Source organism: Serratia sp. SSNIH1 (genome assembly GCF_002935055.1).
GTDB classification, from domain to species: domain Bacteria; phylum Pseudomonadota; class Gammaproteobacteria; order Enterobacterales; family Enterobacteriaceae; genus Serratia; species Serratia nevei.
Map to the genome: position 1 here is coordinate 4,742,999 of NZ_CP026383.1, position 17,314 is coordinate 4,760,312.

The window sequence follows — 17,314 nt, forward strand, 5'->3', positions numbered from 1 at the left end:
GCCGCACAGTGTAACATTTGCGCCGGGTCAGTCAAAAACCCCCAGACGGTCTATGCTAAACAGGTAAGGATGACTGATTAATTACCCAACGACGATATGGAGTACTGTCATGTTGAACCTCGACCGCAATAATCTGCCCCTCCTGAGCGAAGAACTGCTCAAAAAGCAACGCACCACCCTGCTGATCATCGCCTTCCTGCTGCTGGCGGGCGGGATACTGTGCCTGGTCAATCCTTTCGCCTCCGGCGCAGCGCTGAGCATCGTGGTCGGCATCCTGCTGCTGTTGAGCGGCGCCGGGCTGATTATCGCCATGATCGCTAACCGGGCGCAGAATACCTGGCCGATGATCGGCGGCATTTTGCTGGGCGTGGCCTACCTGATTATCGGCTATGTGTTCATCACCAGCCCGCTGGCGGGCATTCTGGCGCTGGCGGTGTACCTCGCCGTGCTGTTCGCGCTCGGCGGCATCGCGCGCCTGGCGGCGGGCTACATGCGCCGCGGGCTGCCGGGCAACTGGCTGCAGTTCGTTATCGGCGTGCTCGATTTGATCATCGCCTGGATGCTGATCGGCTCAGGCCCGGCGGCATCGGTCACGCTGGTGACGGCCATCGTCGGCATCGAGATGCTGGTCAGCTCCTTTGCGCTGTTCCAGGCGGCGAATCTGTTTAAACGCGCCTGACGCTCCCGGCCCGCCACCGCGGGCCTCATCGCTTTCGTTGTTTCCAGACAAAACAAGGCGATACCCCCTCTGCTTGTCCGTGGTTATCTTCATCGGTAAGTGCCAATATAGGCGCAGACAAGGGAGCTGAAACCGATGACAACCCATTCCAACCCGTTGAACTCGCGGGAAGTCTGCCTGCAATTACGCCACTTCAATCAGGTAATCGGGCAACAATGCCGCAATATGGCGCGCCAAAAAACCACCTGCCCATGCTGCCTGACGGACATTGCCACCGGCTGCGACGCCGGTATCAAACTGTGCGGGCAACAGTTAGCCAAACCCAGCCCGCAAACCCCGTTATTCCAGCAGATTCGCAACTTGCTGCTCGATCTGCGCGCCGAAGCGAAAGGGGTTCGCCGAATCGAGACGCTTAATCGCACCAACAACGAAATATCCTGGCTGTTGCGCGAGCTGTATTTCGAGACGTTCTGAACATAAGGGCCGCGCGCCCATCGCTTAACGTCAATCGGCGCGGCTATCATCCGCGCCGAATCATGGCGACACCATTCTCATCTCCCCCTTATTCTCCCCCTTTTAGCGCGGGCGTTCATCCAGCTTTACGACCGCCGTCACACCTCGCCACCACCAAATTGCGTTGGTTATAGAGTCGTCTACAATTCAATCGAATTACCCCCTACAACATCAGAAATTATTATTATTAGAGGTGATTATGTTACAGAAACACGAAAACGTAATAAGTATGACTGTACTAAGCCCACAAGCCACCCAACAACTGATGCCTTCGTTTTCCTCCTTGCCCCACACGCAACACGCCGACGGCAAATATCGCCTGCGCCGTTATTCGGTCGTCAAATACCTCAACCCCAACGTCGCCGAAGTGGGGCCGCGCACCTTCATGCAGTCCGATCAGATCAACCACTTCCAGGGCAACGTGGTGCGCCGCTTCGAGCCTATCGACAGCGCCGTGCTGCAGAGCGCCGGCATGGCGGAGATGTGCAACCTGTTTGCCGAAAATAACGAACTGCCGGAGGGTGCCGAGATAGAGATCCACCAAATGCGCGTGGTCGCCATCCAGAAAGATACGCTGGTGGCGCCGGAAGGCATTCACCAGGACGGTTTCGACCATATCGCCATGATCGCCATTCACCGGCACAACATCGTCGGCGGTGAAATCATGCTGTACGACGACAGCCACCACGATCCCTTCTTTAAAAAAGCGCTGGCGGACGGTGAAGCCGTGCTGCTGGCAGACAGCAAACTGTGGCACAACGCCACGCCGATCAACGCCGTAAGCCCGAAAGAAGAAGGCTATCTGGATCTCTTCGTCCTCACTGCGCGGGGAGAGAAAGCATGACCTTTACGCCCGAGCTCGCCCGACGCCAGTTCAGCGCCCTGTCCCAGCACATCGACGGCAAACCGGCGATCTTTTTCGACGGCCCCGGCGGCGCACAGGTTTCACGGGGCGTGCTGGAAAAAATGACGGACTACCTGGGGAAATACAACGCCAACCTGGGCGGCCACTACTTCTCCAGCCGGGTCACCGGCGAGGTGATGAGCCAGGCGCGAGAATCGGTGCGCGCCTTGTTAAATGCGCCTTCGCCCGACAACATCGTTTTCGGCATGAATATGACCACGCTGACTTTCCATCTCAGCCGCATCATCAGCCGCGACTGGCAGGCCGGCGATGAGGTCATCGTCACCGCGCTCGATCACTACGCCAACGTCTCCAGCTGGCAGCAAGCCGCCGCAGACCAAGGGGCCGTGGTGCATCAGATACCGCTGGAGGGCGCCGACTGCGCATTGGACGCCGCAAAGGTGTGTGAGCGCATCAACGCCAATACCCGCCTGGTGGCGGTCAGCTACGCTTCCAACGTCACCGGCAGCATCGTCGATATCAAAACCATCGTCGAAGCTGCGCATCGGGTCGGCGCGCAGGTGTATGTCGACGCCGTGCACTATGCACCGCACAACCTGATTGACGTGCAGGCGCTGGGCTGTGATTTCCTGGTGTGCTCCGCCTACAAGTTCTTTGGCCCGCACGTCGGCATGGCCTATATCGCGCCGCAGTGGCTGCAACGCCTGCGGCCGTACAAAGTCGAGCCGGCCACCGATGTCGGCCCCGGCCGTTTCGAGACCGGCACGCAAAGCTTCGAGGCGCTGGCCGGCGTTGCGGCAGCGATCGACTATCTGGCGCAGTGGGGGACGCCGGGCGCGCCGTTAAGGCAGCGTTTGCAGGAGAGTTTCGCCGCCTACCACCGGCATGAAGAGGCGCTGTGCCGCCACTTTTTGCAACGGCTGCAGCAACTCGACGGCGTGCGGCTCTACGGCCATTCACAGGCGGACAGCACGCGCCGCACGCCAACCTTCGCCCTGACCTTCAGCGGCCAGACGCCTGACGCGATCGCCCGCCGCCTGGGGCAGCACAACATCTGCGCCGGCAGCGGGCATTTCTATGCGCTGGGCCTGATCCAGCAGCTGGGGTTGCAGGACGGCGGCGTGCTGCGCATCGGCATGATGCACTACAATACCCTGGGCGAAATAGACACGCTGTTTAAGGTGATCGCCGAAGATATCCTCAGTTAACTCGTCACATCGGCCTGCTCACCTTATTGAGCGGGCCATCGCCGCACGCTGGGGGTAGAATCAAGGGGATTTTATTTTAGAAATGGATTTTTACTTTGCGAAAATATGCAGTTATCACCGCCGCATTGATGATGTCTTCCTGTGCCACGCCGGAGAAATGGGAAGCGCAAACGGCAACCCCAACGCCCCTTGAAGCGGCCAGAACCCACTGCCGGCAAGAAGCCGAACAGCGCTATCCCGTGAACCTGTCTTTGCACGCCAGCTCGCCGACCTTCTCCTCCATGACGATCAACGGCACGGAGATCCCCAACGCCGGTGGCGGCGCTTTCCCCTCGGACAGCAATGAAATGCGCAGAACAGAATTCGTTAATGCCTGCATGAAATTGGAAGGATGGGAAAATAAAAATAAGGTGACCGGACTATTGGCATTTTTATTTAACTAACGGCAACACGGAATAACTCGGAATTACCGCACTCAGGCAGCGGTAATTCCGCCCTATTGACCGGCACCGACAGCCTGACTATTTTGCTACGATATAACAGGTTACACCTCTCCTCCATTCAGGGCGATAATCAAACAAATGGAATAAATTAATTTATGAGTGAGAAAGACACCCCCCTAAAAAAGCCGCAAAGCCATATCAACAAAGCGGTATTTTTCACCTCTGCAGTCCTCATTTTTCTTTTGGTCGCGTTCGCCGCCTTTTTCCCCGACGTCGCTGACAAGAACTTCAAGCTTCTGCAGCAACAAATTTTCACCAACGCCAGCTGGTTTTATATTTTGGCCGTGGCGCTGATTTTGCTCAGCGTGACGTTTCTGGGGCTTTCCCGCTACGGCGACATCAAACTTGGCCCCGATCATGCGCAACCCGATTTTCGCTACCACTCATGGTTTGCCATGCTGTTTTCAGCGGGGATGGGCATCGGCCTGATGTTCTTCGGCGTGGCAGAACCGGTGATGCACTATCTCTCGCCACCGGTCGGCACGCCCGAGAGCGTCGAGGCGGCCAAACAGGCCATGCGCCTGACCTTTTTCCACTGGGGGCTGCACGCCTGGGCGATCTACGCCATCGTGGCGTTGATTCTGGCCTTCTTCAGCTATCGGCATGGCCTGCCGTTGACTCTGCGCTCTGCGCTTTATCCGATCATCGGCGAACGTATTTATGGCCCTATCGGCCACGCCGTCGATATCTTCGCCGTCATCGGCACCGTGTTCGGGGTCGCAACCTCGCTGGGTTATGGCGTGTTGCAGGTCAACGCCGGGCTTAACCACCTGTTTGGCGTGCCGATCAACGAAACCGTTCAGGTGATCTTGATCGTGGTAATTACCGGGCTGGCCACCATTTCGGTGGTTTCAGGGCTGGAGAAAGGCATACGCTTTCTGTCAGAGCTGAACCTCGGCCTGGCGCTGTTGCTCCTGGCCTTGGTCTTGCTGTTGGGGCCAACCGTCCTGCTGTTGAAATCCTTTGTGGAAAATACCGGCGGCTACCTGTCCGAGCTGGTCAGCAAGACGTTCAACCTGTATGCCTACGAGCCAAAATCCAGCAACTGGTTAGGCGGATGGACGCTGCTCTACTGGGGGTGGTGGCTCTCCTGGTCGCCTTTCGTCGGTATGTTCATCGCTCGGGTTTCCCGCGGCCGAACCATCCGCGAATTTGTCACGGGCGTGCTGTTCGTCCCGGCCGGCTTCACCCTCATGTGGATGACGGTGTTCGGCAACAGCGCCATTTACCTCATTATGGAACAGGGTGCGACAGACCTCGCCACTACGGTGCAGCAAGACGTGGCGTTGGCGTTGTTTAACTTCCTGGAGCATTTCCCGTTCTCCAGCGTGCTTTCGTTTATCGCCATGGCGATGGTTATCGTCTTTTTTGTCACGTCCGCCGATTCCGGCGCCATGGTCGTAGATACGCTGGCTTCGGGCGGCTCCAGCAACACGCCGGTTTGGCAACGCATTTTCTGGGCGTCGCTGATGGGCATCGTCGCCATCGCCTTGCTGATCGCCGGGGGGCTCAGCGCGCTGCAAACCGTCACCATCGCCAGCGCATTGCCGTTCTCGGCCATCTTGCTGATATCCATTTACGGCTTGCTTAAAGCGCTGCGCCGCGACCTGACGAAACGCGACAGCCAAAATATGGCCACCATCGCCCCCACCGCCGCCCGCAACCCCATTCCCTGGCAGCGCAGGCTGCGCAATATCGCCTATCTGCCAAAACGCTCGCTGGTTAAGCGCTTTATGGATGAGGTTATCCAACCGGCCATGACGCTGGTGCAGGAAGAGCTGAGTAAACAAAACACGCTCAGCAGCATCAACGCCACTGCGGAAGACCGCATTCGTTTCGAGGTCGATTTGGGCGATGAGCTTAACTTTATCTATGAAGTCAGACTGCGCGGCTACAGTTCGCCGACGTTCGCTCTGGCCGGGCTGGATAACGATGAACAGCAAGCCGAGCAGCACAAGTATTATCGCGCGGAGATCTACCTGAAAGAAGGCGGCCAGAACTACGATGTCATGGGCTGGAATCAGGAGCAGTTGATCAACGATATTCTCGACCAGTACGAAAAGCACCTGCATTTCTTGCATCTGGTGCGCTAAAGAGCGACATGCCGTCCCCAGGGGCGGCATTTTTTTGCCCCGCTTTCCTCACCACGGCGCTGATGATGCTGGTGGGATGGCGGACAACCAGTGATAACGCTTACAGGGGCAAAGGATTGGGTTGGGGTAATCTTTCGGAGAATCAGGATGTTTTCAGGAGGAAGTACTGGAGCGGGTGAAGGGAATCGAACCCTCGTATGCAGCTTGGGAAGCTGCCGTTCTACCATTGAACTACACCCGCATCGGTGTGCGACAGGCATTATAACCGGTTATCGGCGGCGGGCAAGCGGAGATGGCGCGTAACTGTCGATGTTTTAAGCGGTTAAGTCCGGTGGGCGAAAAAAAACCGGCGCAGTTGCCTGCACCGGTGGTTTCACGCTAAACGGAATTATTTCTGTGGGCGCATCGCCGGGAACAGAATCACATCGCGGATGGTATGGCTGTTGGTGAACAGCATCACCATGCGGTCGATACCGATGCCCAGACCGGCGGTCGGCGGCAGGCCGTGCTCCAGCGCGGTGACGTAGTCTTCGTCGTAGAACATCGCTTCGTCGTCGCCGGCGTCTTTGGCGTTCACCTGATCGGCAAAGCGCTGTGCCTGGTCTTCGGCGTCGTTCAGCTCGGAGAAGCCGTTGCCGATTTCACGGCCGCCGATGAAGAACTCGAAGCGGTCGGTGATTTCCGGGTTAACGTCGTTGCGGCGCGCCAGCGGCGACACTTCAGCCGGGTACTCGGTGATGAAGGTCGGCTGAATCAGATGGCTTTCCGCCACTTCTTCGAAGATCTCGGTCACGACGCGGCCCAGGCCCCAGCTCTTCTCAACCTTGATGCCGATGGATTCGGCGATGGCCACCGCTTTGCCCATGTCGGCCAGGTCAGCCAGATCGGTTTCCGGGCGGTATTTCTTGATCGCCTCGGTCATGGTCAGCTTCTCGAACGGCTTGCCGAAGTCGAACACTTCGTCACCGTACTGCACCTGAGAGGTGCCCAGCACTTTCTCGGTCAGGGTGCGGAACAGCGTCTCGGTCAGCTCGATCAAGTCTTTGTAATCCGCGTAAGCCATGTAGAGTTCCATCATGGTGAACTCTGGGTTGTGACGCGGAGAAACGCCTTCGTTACGGAAGTTGCGGTTGATTTCGAACACGCGCTCAAAGCCGCCGACCACCAGACGCTTCAGATACAGTTCCGGCGCGATGCGCAGGTACATGTCGATGTCCAGCGCATTGTGGTGCGTGATGAACGGACGCGCGGACGCGCCGCCCGGGATCACCTGCATCATCGGGGTTTCGACTTCCATGAAGCCGCGTTCCACCATGAAGTTGCGGATAGCCGACATCACCTGAGAACGCACCTTGAAGGTGTTGCGCGATTCTTCGTTGGCGATCAGGTCCAGGTAACGCTGGCGGTAACGGGTTTCCTGATCCGCCAGGCCGTGGAATTTGTCCGGCAGCGGGCGCAGCGCTTTGGTCAGCAGACGCAGCTCGGTGCAGTGGATCGACAGTTCGCCGGTCTTGGTTTTGAACAGCTTGCCGCGTGCGCCGAGGATATCGCCCAGGTCCCACTTCTTGAACTGGTCGTTGTATACGCCTTCAGCCAGATCGTCGCGCGCGACGTACAGCTGAATGCGGCCGCCCACGTCCTGCAGCGTGACGAAGGATGCCTTGCCCATAATACGGCGGGTCATCATGCGGCCGGCGACGGTCACTTCTACGCCCAGCGCTTCCAGCTCTTCGTTGTCTTTATCGCCGTACGCGGCGTGCAGTTTGTCGGAGGTGGAGTCACGACGGAAGTCGTTCGGGAACGCAATGCCGTTCTCGCGCAGGCCGGCCAGTTTCTCGCGGCGGGACTGCAGTTCGTTATTGAGATCCAGCGCCTGATCGGCGCCCTGTACTTGTTGTTCAGACATTTCTATTCCTCATAACCCGGCTTTCAAACTTGCCTCAATGAATTTATCCAGGTCGCCATCCAGTACGGCCTGCGTGTTACGCGTTTCGACGTTGGTGCGCAAATCCTTGATGCGGGAGTCATCCAGCACGTAAGAACGGATTTGGCTGCCCCAGCCGATGTCTGACTTGTTGTCTTCCATCGTCTGCTTATCAGCATTTTTCTTTTGCATCTCAAACTCGTACAGCTTGGCTCGCAGCTGTTTAAACGCTTGATCCTTGTTCTTATGCTGAGAACGATCGTTCTGGCACTGCACCACGATGTTGGTTGGCAGGTGAGTAATACGTACGGCGGATTCGGTTTTGTTGACGTGCTGACCGCCCGCACCGGAGGCGCGGTACACGTCGATACGCAGATCCGCCGGGTTGATTTCGATATCGATATCGTCGTCAACTTCCGGGTAGATGAACACCGAGCTGAACGAGGTGTGGCGACGGCCGCCGGAGTCGAACGGGCTCTTGCGCACCAGGCGGTGAACGCCGGTTTCAGTGCGCAACCAGCCGAACGCGTAGTCGCCGATGATCTTGATGGTGGCAGACTTCAGGCCCGCGACGTCGCCGTCGGACTCTTCGATCACTTCGGTCTTGAAGCCCTTGGCTTCAGCCCAGCGAAGGTACATGCGCAGCAGCATGCTGGCCCAGTCCTGCGCTTCGGTGCCGCCGGAGCCGGCCTGGATATCCAGGTAGCAGTCGGCGCTGTCGTATTCGCCGGAGAACATGCGGCGGAATTCCAACTGATCCAGCTTGCTCATCAGTTGATCCAGCTCGGCGACCGCTTCGTTGAAGGTCTCTTCATCGTCGGCTTCCACCGCCAGTTCCAGCAGCCCGCCGACGTCTTCGCCGCCCTGCTCCAGCTGATCGATGGTTTCAACGATGGCTTCCAGCGCGGCGCGCTCTTTGCCGAGCGCCTGCGCGCGCTCCGGCTCGTTCCAAACGTCCGGCTGCTCCAGCTCGGCGTTGACCTCTTCTAGGCGTTCCTTCTTGGCATCATAGTCAAAGATACCCCCTAAGAACCGCAGTCCGCTCGGACAGGTCCTGAATTCGGTTTTTTACCGGGTTAATTTCAAACATGGTTTCGTTCTTTTACGTTGATGTCGTCGATGGCGGAATGCCATTGGAACCGCTAATTCTAACGGATCCGGGCGGCAGTTTATAGCGAGTTGGTCAGTTTTTGTGGCGATCGGGAAGGATGCAGGGGATTGGAGAGCCCAATCCCCGAATTGTGTTCAATTTCGCCTCAGCGCGGCCAAAGATGCTGGATCAGCAGCTGCACGTTGCGGTTGCCGCGAAACTCGTTGACGTCGAGCTTGTAGGCCAGTTCGACCTCGCGCACGCTGCTGTCCGGCCACAGCGTGGTGTCCACGTTGAACGCGATGCCGTCGAGCAGCGGGCCGCCGCCGAGCGGTTCCACCATCAGCTTCAGGTGTTTCTCGCCCACCAGCCGCTGCTGCAGGATGCGGAATTTGCCGTCAAAGGTCGGTTCCGGGAACGCCTGGCCCCACGGGCCGCCCTCGCGCAGCAGCTCCGCCGTCGTCAGCGACAGCTCCTGCATCGCCAGTTCGCCGTCGGACCAGATCACCCCTTCCAGCATCGCCGGATCGAGCCATTCCCCCACCAACTCGCCGAAGCGCTGGCGGAACTCGTCGAACCTGGCCTCTTCCAGCGACAGCCCGGCCGCCATCGCGTGGCCGCCGAACTTCATCATCAGGCCGGGGTTCAGCATATCCAGCCGCTCCAGGGCGTCGCGCATGTGCAGGCCGGGCACCGAACGGCCGGAGCCTTTCAGGATGCCGTCACCCGCCGGCGCGAACGCGATCACCGGACGGTGGAAACGCTCTTTGATACGTGAAGCGAGGATACCCACCACGCCCTGGTGCCATTCCGGGTGATACATCGCCAGCCCGTAAGGCAGCTCGGTGCTGGTGCGCTCCAACTGGTCGCACAGCTGCAGGGCTTCCACCTGCATGCCCTGCTCTATCTCGCGTCGCGTCTGGTTCAACGCGTCGAGATCGTTGGCCAGCATACGCGCCTGCGCGATGTCGTCGCTCAGCAGCAGCGCCACGCCGATCGACATGTCGTCAAGCCTGCCGGCGGCATTGAGACGCGGGCCGAGGGCGAAACCGAGATCGTTGGCCGCCAGCTGGCGGGCGTCGCGGTTGGCTACCTCAAGCAGCGCGCGGATGCCCGGACGGCATTTGCCGGCGCGGATGCGGTTTAACCCTTGATACACCAGAATGCGGTTGTTGGCGTCCAGCGGCACCACGTCGGCCACGGTGCCGAGCGCCACCAGATCCAGCAGTTCCGCCAGATTGGGCATCGCCAGCGCGCGCTGTTCGAACCAGCCGCTGTCCCGCAGCCGGGCGCGCAGCGCCAACATCAGGTAGAACGCGACGCCCACTCCGGCCAGCGATTTGGACGGGAAGGCGCAGCCGCGCAGGTTGGGATTGACGATCGCTTCGGCCGCCGGCAGGGTCTCGCCCGGCAGGTGGTGATCGGTCACCAGCACCTGCATGCCCTTGGCGTGCGCCACGTCGACGCCGGCGTGCGAGGAGATGCCGTTATCGACGGTGACGATCAGCTCCGCGCCGCGCGCCGCCGCCTGCTCCACCACTTCGGGGCTCAGGCCGTAGCCGTCTTCAAAGCGGTTCGGCACCAGATAGTCGACGGTTGCGCCGCCCATGCTGCGCAGCGCCAGCACCGCCAGCGCAGTGCTGGTGGCGCCGTCGGCGTCGAAATCGCCCACCACCATGATGCGGCGACCGTCGGCCAGCGCCTGTTGCAGCAGGCTGACGGCGTCGTCGATGCCGTCCAGCTGTTGCCAGGGCAGCATGCCCTTGACGCCGCGCTCCAGCTCCTGCTCACCCTGCACGCCGCGCAGGGCGTAAAGCCGGCGCAGCAGCGGCGGCAAACTGGCGGGCAGATGCGTGTCGTCCGCCGCCGGACGGCGGCGTAGTTGCGTTTTAATACTCACCGGCGATTAACCACCGGCTTTGGTGGCGGCCTGGTGCGCATCCAGCATGGCGGCCATCTCTTTTGGCCCCTGATAGCCCGGGATCATCATGCCGTTTTCCAGAATGATCGCCGGCGTGCCCTGAATGCCGAACTGCACGCCCAGCTCGTAATGCTTGCTGATGTCAGTTTTGCAAGTGGCCGGAGAGATGGCGTCGCCCTTCATGGCGGCGTCGAACGCCTTGGCCTTGTCGGCGGTACACCAGATAGACTTCATGTCTTTCTCAGCCTGGGAAGCCAGCCCCTGACGCGGGAACGCCAGGTAACGCACGGTGATGCCCAGATCGTTGTACTCTTTCATCTGCTGGTGCAGCTTATGGCAGTAACCGCAGGTGATATCGGTGAACACGGTGATCACGTGTTTCTCTTTCGGCGCTTTGTAGACGATCATCTGATCTTTCAGCGCGTCCATCTTGCTGCTCAGCAGTTGGTTGGTCACGTTGACCGGCTCTTTGCCGCTGACGTCGAACAGCGGGCCCTGCAGGATGTGCTTGCCGTCTTCGGAGGCGTACAGCACGCCGCTGTCGGTCAGCACGGTTTTCAGGCCGTTAACCGGCGAAGGCTGCACGTCCGCCTGCTGGATGCCCAGGCTGGCGAGCGCTTTTTTGATCGCCGCGTCATCGGCATGGGCGGCACCAGTCACCGAAGCCACCAGCAGAGAGAGCAGCATTAAACCTTTTTTCATTGTTCCAATCCTTTCGAACCCGCCGCTCAGGCGCGCGGGTGATGCTGTTGATGTAGCTGTTTCAGTCGTTCGGTCGCTACATGAGTATAAATTTGCGTGGTCGAGAGATCGCTGTGCCCTAACAACATCTGTACGACACGGAGATCGGCCCCATGGTTCAGCAAATGGGTGGCGAACGCGTGCCGCAACACGTGCGGCGACAGACGTTCGCTGTCGATGCCCGCAAGGATGGCATAGTGTTTGATGCGATGCCAGAACGTCTGTCGGGTCATTTGCTGGCAACGGGTGCTGGGGAACAACACATCCAGCGTCTGGCCGTTGACCAGCCACGGGCGGCCGTGTTCCAGATAATTTTCGATCCAGTAGACCGCCTCTTCGCCCAGCGGCACCAGCCGCTCCTTGTTGCCCTTGCCGATCACCCGCACCACGCCCTGGCGCAGGCTGACGTCGCTGATGCTCAGCCCCACCAGTTCGGAAACCCGCAGCCCGGTGGCGTACAACACTTCGAGCATCGCCTTGTCGCGCAGCTCCAGCGGTTGATCGACGCAGGGCGCCTGCAACAGCGCATCGACCTGCGCCTCGCTCAGATCCTTCGGCAAACGCTGCGGCAGTTTGGGAGAGGCCAGCTGCGCGGTGGGATCGTCGGCGCGCAGTTTTTCGCGATACAGGTACTGAAACAGGCGGCGCATGGCGCTCAGCAAACGCGCCGAGCTGGTGGCCTTGTAGCCGCCCTCCACCCGCTCGGCGAGAAAGGCCTGCAGATCCAACGCCTGCGCCTGCAGCAAGGCGGTGTTTTGATGGCCAAGCCAGGTGCCCAGGGCCTGCAAATCCAGCCGGTAGGAGGCCAGCGTATTTTCCGCCAGATTGCGCTCAAGCCACAGCGCATCCAGGAATTGTTCAATCAGCGCATTGTCTTGCTGTTGCACGCGGTCCTCTCTTTGTTGCATTTCCACCCGCGCCATTATGCCTTAAGCCGACGCAAATCAGGTATACTCGCTGCAATTCTCTAAACAGCAACGTAACGGTTTACACATGAAGATTGGTCTGTTTTACGGCTCCAGCACCTGCTACACCGAGATGGCGGCAGAAAAAATCCGTGAGATTCTGGGTGAAGACCTGGTCGACCTGCACAACCTGAAAGACGTCTCTCCCAAGCTGATGGAGGACTATTCCATTCTGATCCTCGGTATCCCGACCTGGGATTTCGGCGAACTGCAGGAAGACTGGGAAGCGATCTGGCCGCAGCTGCCGGCGCTGGATCTGAAAGGCAAGATCGTCGCCATGTACGGCATGGGCGATCAACTCGGTTACGGTGAGTGGTTCCTCGACGCGCTGGGCATGCTGCACGATCAGATCGCGCCGCTGGGCGTACAGTTCGTCGGCTTCTGGCCGACCGACGGCTTCGAGTTCACCAGCCCCAAGCCGCTGAGCGCCGACGGCAAACACTTCGTTGGCCTGGCGCTCGATGAGGTCAACCAATACGATCTGAGCGAAGAGCGCCTGCAGCAATGGTGCGAACAGATCCTGTTGGAGATGGAGCCGCTGCTGTAGCCGCTGTCGGGCGCTGAGCGCGCCCGATTTCCCCGCTTATTTCCACAGACGAAAGCGTGGCTCGTCTTCTCCGGCCGGCGTCTCCTTGGCCAACCGCGCCGGATCCGCCACCTGATACCAGTCCAGCTTGCGCGTCAACAGCATAATGCCCGCCAGAATGGCGAACAGCAGCCCTGCCCCCAGCACCAACGCGTTGTCCTCCGACTGCAACAGCAAATAGAGCACGCCGTACAACAGCAATAGGCTCGCGGCGAACAGCGCACCGCGCAGCTTGCCGCGCAGTACGGCGCTCAGATAGAAGCCGATCAGACCGCTGCAGGCGATGCTGGCCGCCAGGTAAGCGAGAGCGAATCCCAGGTGTTCGGAGAAGGCCAGCAGAATCAGGTAGAACAACACCAGCGCCGCGCCGACCAGCAGATACTGAATCGGGTGCACCCGCAGCCCGGTCAGGGTTTCGAACAGGAAAAACGCCATAAACGTCAGCCCGATAAACAGCAGCGCGTATTTGACCGCGCGCTCGGCCAGCTGATAGTGATCGACCGGTTCGACCAGGCTGGCGCTGAAGGCCGGCAGCTTGTCCTCGTCGATAATGCCATCGTCGTAATGGAACGCACTGTTGATATTGTTGGCGAACCAGGTGCTGCGCCAGCGAGCGCTAAACCCCTGCTCCGTCACCCTGCGTTCGTCCGGCAGGAAGTTGCCGAGGAAATTCGGGTGCGGCCAGTTGCTTTGCAGCTGCAATTCGCTGCTGCGCCCCAGCGGCACCAGCGACAGGCTGCTGGTGCCCGCCAGCGTCAGGGTGAAGTCGGCGTTCAGCCCCTCTTTTTGTTGCAGCGCCGCCAGCGTCAACGGTGCGTGGATCCCTTGGCGCAACGATCCCACGCCGGTGCCCGGTTCAAACGCCACCGGCTGCGGTATTTCCAGAGGAGAAATGCTCTTGATGCCGCGAGAGTCGCTCAGCGCCACCAGCAGGAACGGCTGGCCGAGGGTCACGTTGGCACGTTGCAAATCCGCCAGTTCCGGCTGGCCGAAACGCACCTTGAAGTTCAGCGGCCCCTGGTAAACCTGCGTCTGATAAATGCCCAGTTTACGCACCTCTACTTTCGGCGCCCCCAGCACCTGAAGCGACTCCGGCAGCAAATAGCGGTAATGCTGCACCCGCTGCACTACCGTTTGTCCTTTCTCGTCTTTCTTCTCTTCTCGTTCGACGTAGGGAATGACAATCAACGGGCCGAGCACGCGCTGCGCCCCGCTGGTGCTTTCGCTTACCTGCCCGACCACGTTTTGCCGATAGCCGCTGCGTTCGTCGATCACGCTCATCAGTTGGGCGATGGGGATCAACATCACCACCATCAATCCCAGCAGCGTGGTTATTTTCCAGAAAAGTACCGATTTCATCATGCTCGCTCCTCATAGGTAATGAGGCCACGATAAAACCCGCAGGTGAAATCAGAATGTGGTTATGTGAAGGGAAGGTGAAGTCACAGCGATAACATCAACGTCGCTTCCACCCCGTGCGGCCGACGGTTGCGCAGGTGAATGCCGCCATGATGCAGACGGGCGACCTCCTGCACGAAGTTCAGCCCCAGCCCGCTGCTTTTCGGCCGTTCGGCGCGCGGCAGCGAATAAAAGCGTTCGAACACCTTATCGAGCGCATAGTTCGGAATGCCGCTGCCGTCATCGCAAACGCTGATGCAGTAATGCTGTTCCCGCCGTTCGCCTCGCACGCTGACGCAACCGCCCGGCGGGGTAAAGTCGATCGCATTGTCCAGCAGGTTGGTCAGCGCCTGGCTGATCAGCAACGCATCGCCGTTCAGCGTCACCTCTGCCAGCGCCTCCAATTGTAACCTGACGCCGCGCTGCGTCGCCTGTGCCTCTTTGCCCGCCATCGTCTGGCTGATCAGCGCCGCGATCGCGATGGGCGCGGTCTCCATATCTGGCCGACTCTCCAGCCGCGCCTGCACCAGCAGTTTGTCCACCAGTTGCTGGATGCGTGCGCTTTGCTGCTCGATATTGGTGAGAAAACGCCGGGCGGTCTCCGGCGGCGGCAACTCTTGCAACAGCTCTGCCGCGCCCCTGATCGCCGCCAACGGGCTTTTCAGCTCATGCGTCAGGGTATGTGCATACTGTTCGATATAGGCTTTGCCTTCCAGCTTCAGTCGCATGCTCTCCAGCGCCTGCGCCAGCTGCGTCAGTTCCCGGCCGCCCACTTTGGGCAGCGGCGCGTTTTCTCCCTGCGCCACCCCGTCGGCATAGCGTACCAGCCGGCCTATCGAACGGGTGATCCACCAGACGAATACCGCCCCGATCAGCAGCGCGATCCCCAGCAGCAATGCGCCGGCCCACAGAATGCGCCGTTCACTGCGTTTGATCACCGGCGCCATGGTGCTGTTGGGTTTGCCCACGGTGAGCACGCCGATAATACGCCCTTGTTCTATCACCGGCGCGGCCACATACATCACCGAACTGTTTTCATCCTGCGGGTCGCTGCGGGTACTGCGGGCGCCGTACTGGCCGCGCAGTGTCCGATAAACGTCATTCCAGCGCGAATAGTCCTGCCCCTGCGCGCGGCCGGCAGAATCGAAGATAACTCGCCCCTGGGCATCGGTAAGATAGACGTGGTATTCGCTGCGATCCTTGCGGATGCCGGAGATATTGGCGCCGATCGGCCGCTGGTTCAGCTGCGTAAACGCCTGCGCCAGTTGACCATGCGCCGCATCGCCGCGCTGCATGTCCTGACGGGCGATCTGCGCCAGCAGGTTAGCGGTGTCCACCAGCGTGCCTTCGGTAGCGCGCCGCACGCCGGGCTTCACTTCCTGGACGAAAATGCTCAGCACGAAATACCCGGCCACCGCCACGATCAGAAAATACCCCAGCAGCAGGCGCAGGCCAATTTTCATGGCTGGCGGCTCACGCTGTAGCCCAATCCGCGGTGGGTGTGGATGGGCGGTTCACCGGGCTCCACCGCACGCAGCTTGGCGCGCAGCGTTTTGATGTGGGTATCGACGGTGCGATCCAGGCTTTCTTCCGCCTGCGCCCAAACGCTTTCCATCAGTTGCTGCCGCGAGAACACCCGTCCGGGCGCCAACAGCAGCGTTTTCAGCAGCAGGTATTCGTAACGGGTCAGCGGCAGCGGCCGCTGATGGTAGGAGATGGTGGCCGCGTCTTCGTCGAGCGTGAAAGCGCCGAAATGGTAGCGCGTGCTCTGTTGCAGGCGCTGCTGCTTATGCAGGCGGCGCAAAATGGTGCGCACCCGGGCGCTAACCTCGCGAGGGGAGAACGGCTTGGCGACATAGTCGTCGGCGCCGATCTCCAGCCCGATCAGGCGATCCACTTCATCACTGCGGGCGGTAAGAAACAGAATCGGCAGGTCGGCCGCCTGAGCCAGCAGGCGGCGACACAATTCAAAGCCGTTGATATCCGGCAAACCGACATCGAGGATAGCGAGCGCGGGCGCGCCTTGCGCCAGCGCCTGCAGCGCCGGTTCCGCGCGTTCGAACCAGCGGACTTCGAAGCCTTCGCTCTCCAGCGTGTAAACCAGCGTATCGGCAATGCTGGGTTCATCCTCCACCAACCAGAGTACGGGTTTCATCAGGCCTCCTCGCCGTCACCCACCGGCGGATACAGCAACAGCTGCCGCAGGTGGCGCCACTCCTCTTTGCTCATGCAGTCGGAAGCCAGCCACAGCCGGCGGCGCTTTTTGCCCTCCGTCGGCTGCAGCGTCAGCAGCATGCCGTAACCCGGCATCCACGGTTTTTTCGCCAGCCGCCACTCGCGGCCGTGCCAGCTGAAGCGCCGGTCCGCCAACAGCCGCAGCTCGCCCTGCACCGCGGCGATGCGCTTCTGGCTGCGAATGCACTGAAACACCACCAGCGTCAGCAGCACCAGCCAGAGCGGACCAAAGCCTTCCGGCCAGGGCGAAATCAGGATCAGCAGGATCAGAACGCCGTGGGTCAACAGGGAAAACAGCTGAGTGCGCCAGGAAATGCGGATATCACATCGCCACTGGGCCACGGTCTTTATTTCGCGTTTGGATCAGGGTCACCATTCTCTGCAGCTCGCTGTCCTGCGGCGCGCCATGATTCATCAGCCAGTTGAACAAATCGGGATCGTCGCACTCCAGCAGGCGGATGAACAACGCCTTGTCCGCGTCATTCAGGCTGTCGTATTCGTATTCGAAGAACGGCATGATGGAGATGTCCAGCTCGCGCATGCCACGGCGGCAAGCCCAGTGAATACGTGCTTTGTTGTTAATATCCATGTTG

The 17,314-nt window shown here is 60.0% G+C and carries 17 protein-coding genes and 1 tRNA gene; 7 read left to right on the plus strand and 11 right to left on the minus strand.

Features of this window, described 5'->3' with window-relative positions; all coding sequences use genetic code 11:
• Positions 1-109: 109 nt before the first annotated feature.
• The 6 genes from C3F38_RS22845 to C3F38_RS22870 all read left to right on the plus strand — a co-directional run bounded on the left by C3F38_RS22845 (position 110) and on the right by C3F38_RS22870 (position 5,861).
• Positions 110-679 carry an HdeD family acid-resistance protein gene (locus C3F38_RS22845; RefSeq protein ID WP_033644791.1) on the plus strand — a complete coding sequence of 190 codons (570 nt, stop codon included), beginning with the start codon at positions 110-112 and terminating at the stop codon, positions 677-679.
• A 135-nt stretch (positions 680-814) separates the two neighbouring features.
• Positions 815-1,153 carry a hypothetical protein gene (locus tag C3F38_RS22850; RefSeq protein WP_049194795.1) on the plus strand — a complete coding sequence of 113 codons (339 nt, stop codon included), beginning with the start codon at positions 815-817 and terminating at the stop codon, positions 1,151-1,153.
• 268 nt (positions 1,154-1,421) lie between these two features.
• Complete coding sequence (locus tag C3F38_RS22855; RefSeq protein ID WP_224217742.1) at positions 1,422-2,036, plus strand: 2OG-Fe dioxygenase family protein; 615 nt, start codon at positions 1,422-1,424, stop codon at positions 2,034-2,036.
• Positions 2,033-3,265, plus strand: a complete 1,233-nt coding sequence (locus tag C3F38_RS22860) for a cysteine desulfurase-like protein (protein ID WP_055317406.1) — start codon at positions 2,033-2,035, stop codon at positions 3,263-3,265. Before C3F38_RS22855 ends, C3F38_RS22860 begins: the two co-directional genes overlap by 4 nt.
• Positions 3,266-3,393: 128 nt before the next feature.
• Complete coding sequence (locus C3F38_RS22865; protein ID WP_047730850.1) at positions 3,394-3,708, plus strand: hypothetical protein; 315 nt, start codon at positions 3,394-3,396, stop codon at positions 3,706-3,708.
• 155 nt (positions 3,709-3,863) lie between these two features.
• Entirely contained in the window at positions 3,864-5,861 is a 1,998-nt protein-coding gene (locus tag C3F38_RS22870) for a choline BCCT transporter BetT (protein WP_047729946.1), read from the plus strand.
• A 167-nt stretch (positions 5,862-6,028) separates the two neighbouring features.
• Here C3F38_RS22870 and C3F38_RS22875 read toward each other — a convergent pair.
• The 6 genes from C3F38_RS22875 to xerD form a co-directional block, all read right to left on the minus strand.
• A tRNA-Gly gene (locus C3F38_RS22875) sits at positions 6,029-6,102 on the minus strand.
• Positions 6,103-6,249: 147 nt separating this feature from the next.
• A complete protein-coding gene (gene lysS / locus C3F38_RS22880; RefSeq protein WP_033649459.1) occupies positions 6,250-7,767 on the minus strand; it encodes a lysine--tRNA ligase in 1,518 nt (505 codons plus the stop codon).
• Between the two features lie 9 nt (positions 7,768-7,776).
• Positions 7,777-8,875, minus strand: a protein-coding gene (prfB, locus tag C3F38_RS22885) for a peptide chain release factor 2 (protein ID WP_096242572.1) whose coding sequence is annotated in 2 segments (ribosomal slippage) — positions 7,777-8,799 and positions 8,801-8,875 — 1,098 coding nt in all. Because the reading frame shifts where the segments join, the coding sequence is not laid out codon by codon here.
• Between the two features lie 166 nt (positions 8,876-9,041).
• On the minus strand, positions 9,042-10,775 hold the full coding sequence (recJ, locus tag C3F38_RS22890; protein WP_055316664.1) for a single-stranded-DNA-specific exonuclease RecJ: 1,734 nt from the start codon (positions 10,773-10,775) through the stop codon (positions 9,042-9,044).
• 6 nt (positions 10,776-10,781) lie between these two features.
• Complete coding sequence (dsbC, locus tag C3F38_RS22895) at positions 10,782-11,498, minus strand: bifunctional protein-disulfide isomerase/oxidoreductase DsbC (protein WP_038871236.1); 717 nt, start codon at positions 11,496-11,498, stop codon at positions 10,782-10,784.
• A gap of 26 nt (positions 11,499-11,524) precedes the next feature.
• Positions 11,525-12,424 (minus strand): site-specific tyrosine recombinase XerD, encoded by a 900-nt coding sequence (gene xerD / locus C3F38_RS22900; protein WP_038871248.1) that lies wholly within the window; start codon positions 12,422-12,424, stop codon positions 11,525-11,527.
• Positions 12,425-12,530: 106 nt separating this feature from the next.
• Here xerD and fldB point away from each other — a divergent pair, with 106 nt between their 5' ends.
• Complete coding sequence (fldB, locus tag C3F38_RS22905; RefSeq protein WP_038871234.1) at positions 12,531-13,049, plus strand: flavodoxin FldB; 519 nt, start codon at positions 12,531-12,533, stop codon at positions 13,047-13,049.
• A gap of 36 nt (positions 13,050-13,085) precedes the next feature.
• Here fldB and creD read toward each other — a convergent pair whose 3' ends face one another.
• The 5 genes from creD to sdhE form a co-directional block, all read right to left on the minus strand.
• Entirely contained in the window at positions 13,086-14,450 is a 1,365-nt protein-coding gene (gene creD / locus C3F38_RS22910) for a cell envelope integrity protein CreD (protein ID WP_047729926.1), read from the minus strand.
• 80 nt (positions 14,451-14,530) lie between these two features.
• The gene (gene creC, locus C3F38_RS22915) at positions 14,531-15,949 is read right to left on the minus strand and encodes a two-component system sensor histidine kinase CreC (protein ID WP_055316662.1); all 1,419 of its coding nucleotides are present in this window, start codon (positions 15,947-15,949) and stop codon (positions 14,531-14,533) included.
• Entirely contained in the window at positions 15,946-16,641 is a 696-nt protein-coding gene (creB, locus tag C3F38_RS22920; RefSeq protein ID WP_055316660.1) for a two-component system response regulator CreB, read from the minus strand. Before creB ends, creC begins: the two co-directional genes overlap by 4 nt.
• Positions 16,641-17,063, minus strand: a complete 423-nt coding sequence (locus tag C3F38_RS22925; protein WP_047729923.1) for a protein YgfX — start codon at positions 17,061-17,063, stop codon at positions 16,641-16,643. The genes creB and C3F38_RS22925 overlap by 1 nt, the downstream gene beginning before the upstream one ends.
• Entirely contained in the window at positions 17,044-17,310 is a 267-nt protein-coding gene (gene sdhE, locus C3F38_RS22930) for an FAD assembly factor SdhE (RefSeq protein ID WP_019455657.1), read from the minus strand. The genes C3F38_RS22925 and sdhE overlap by 20 nt, the downstream gene beginning before the upstream one ends.
• Positions 17,311-17,314 lie beyond the last annotated feature (4 nt).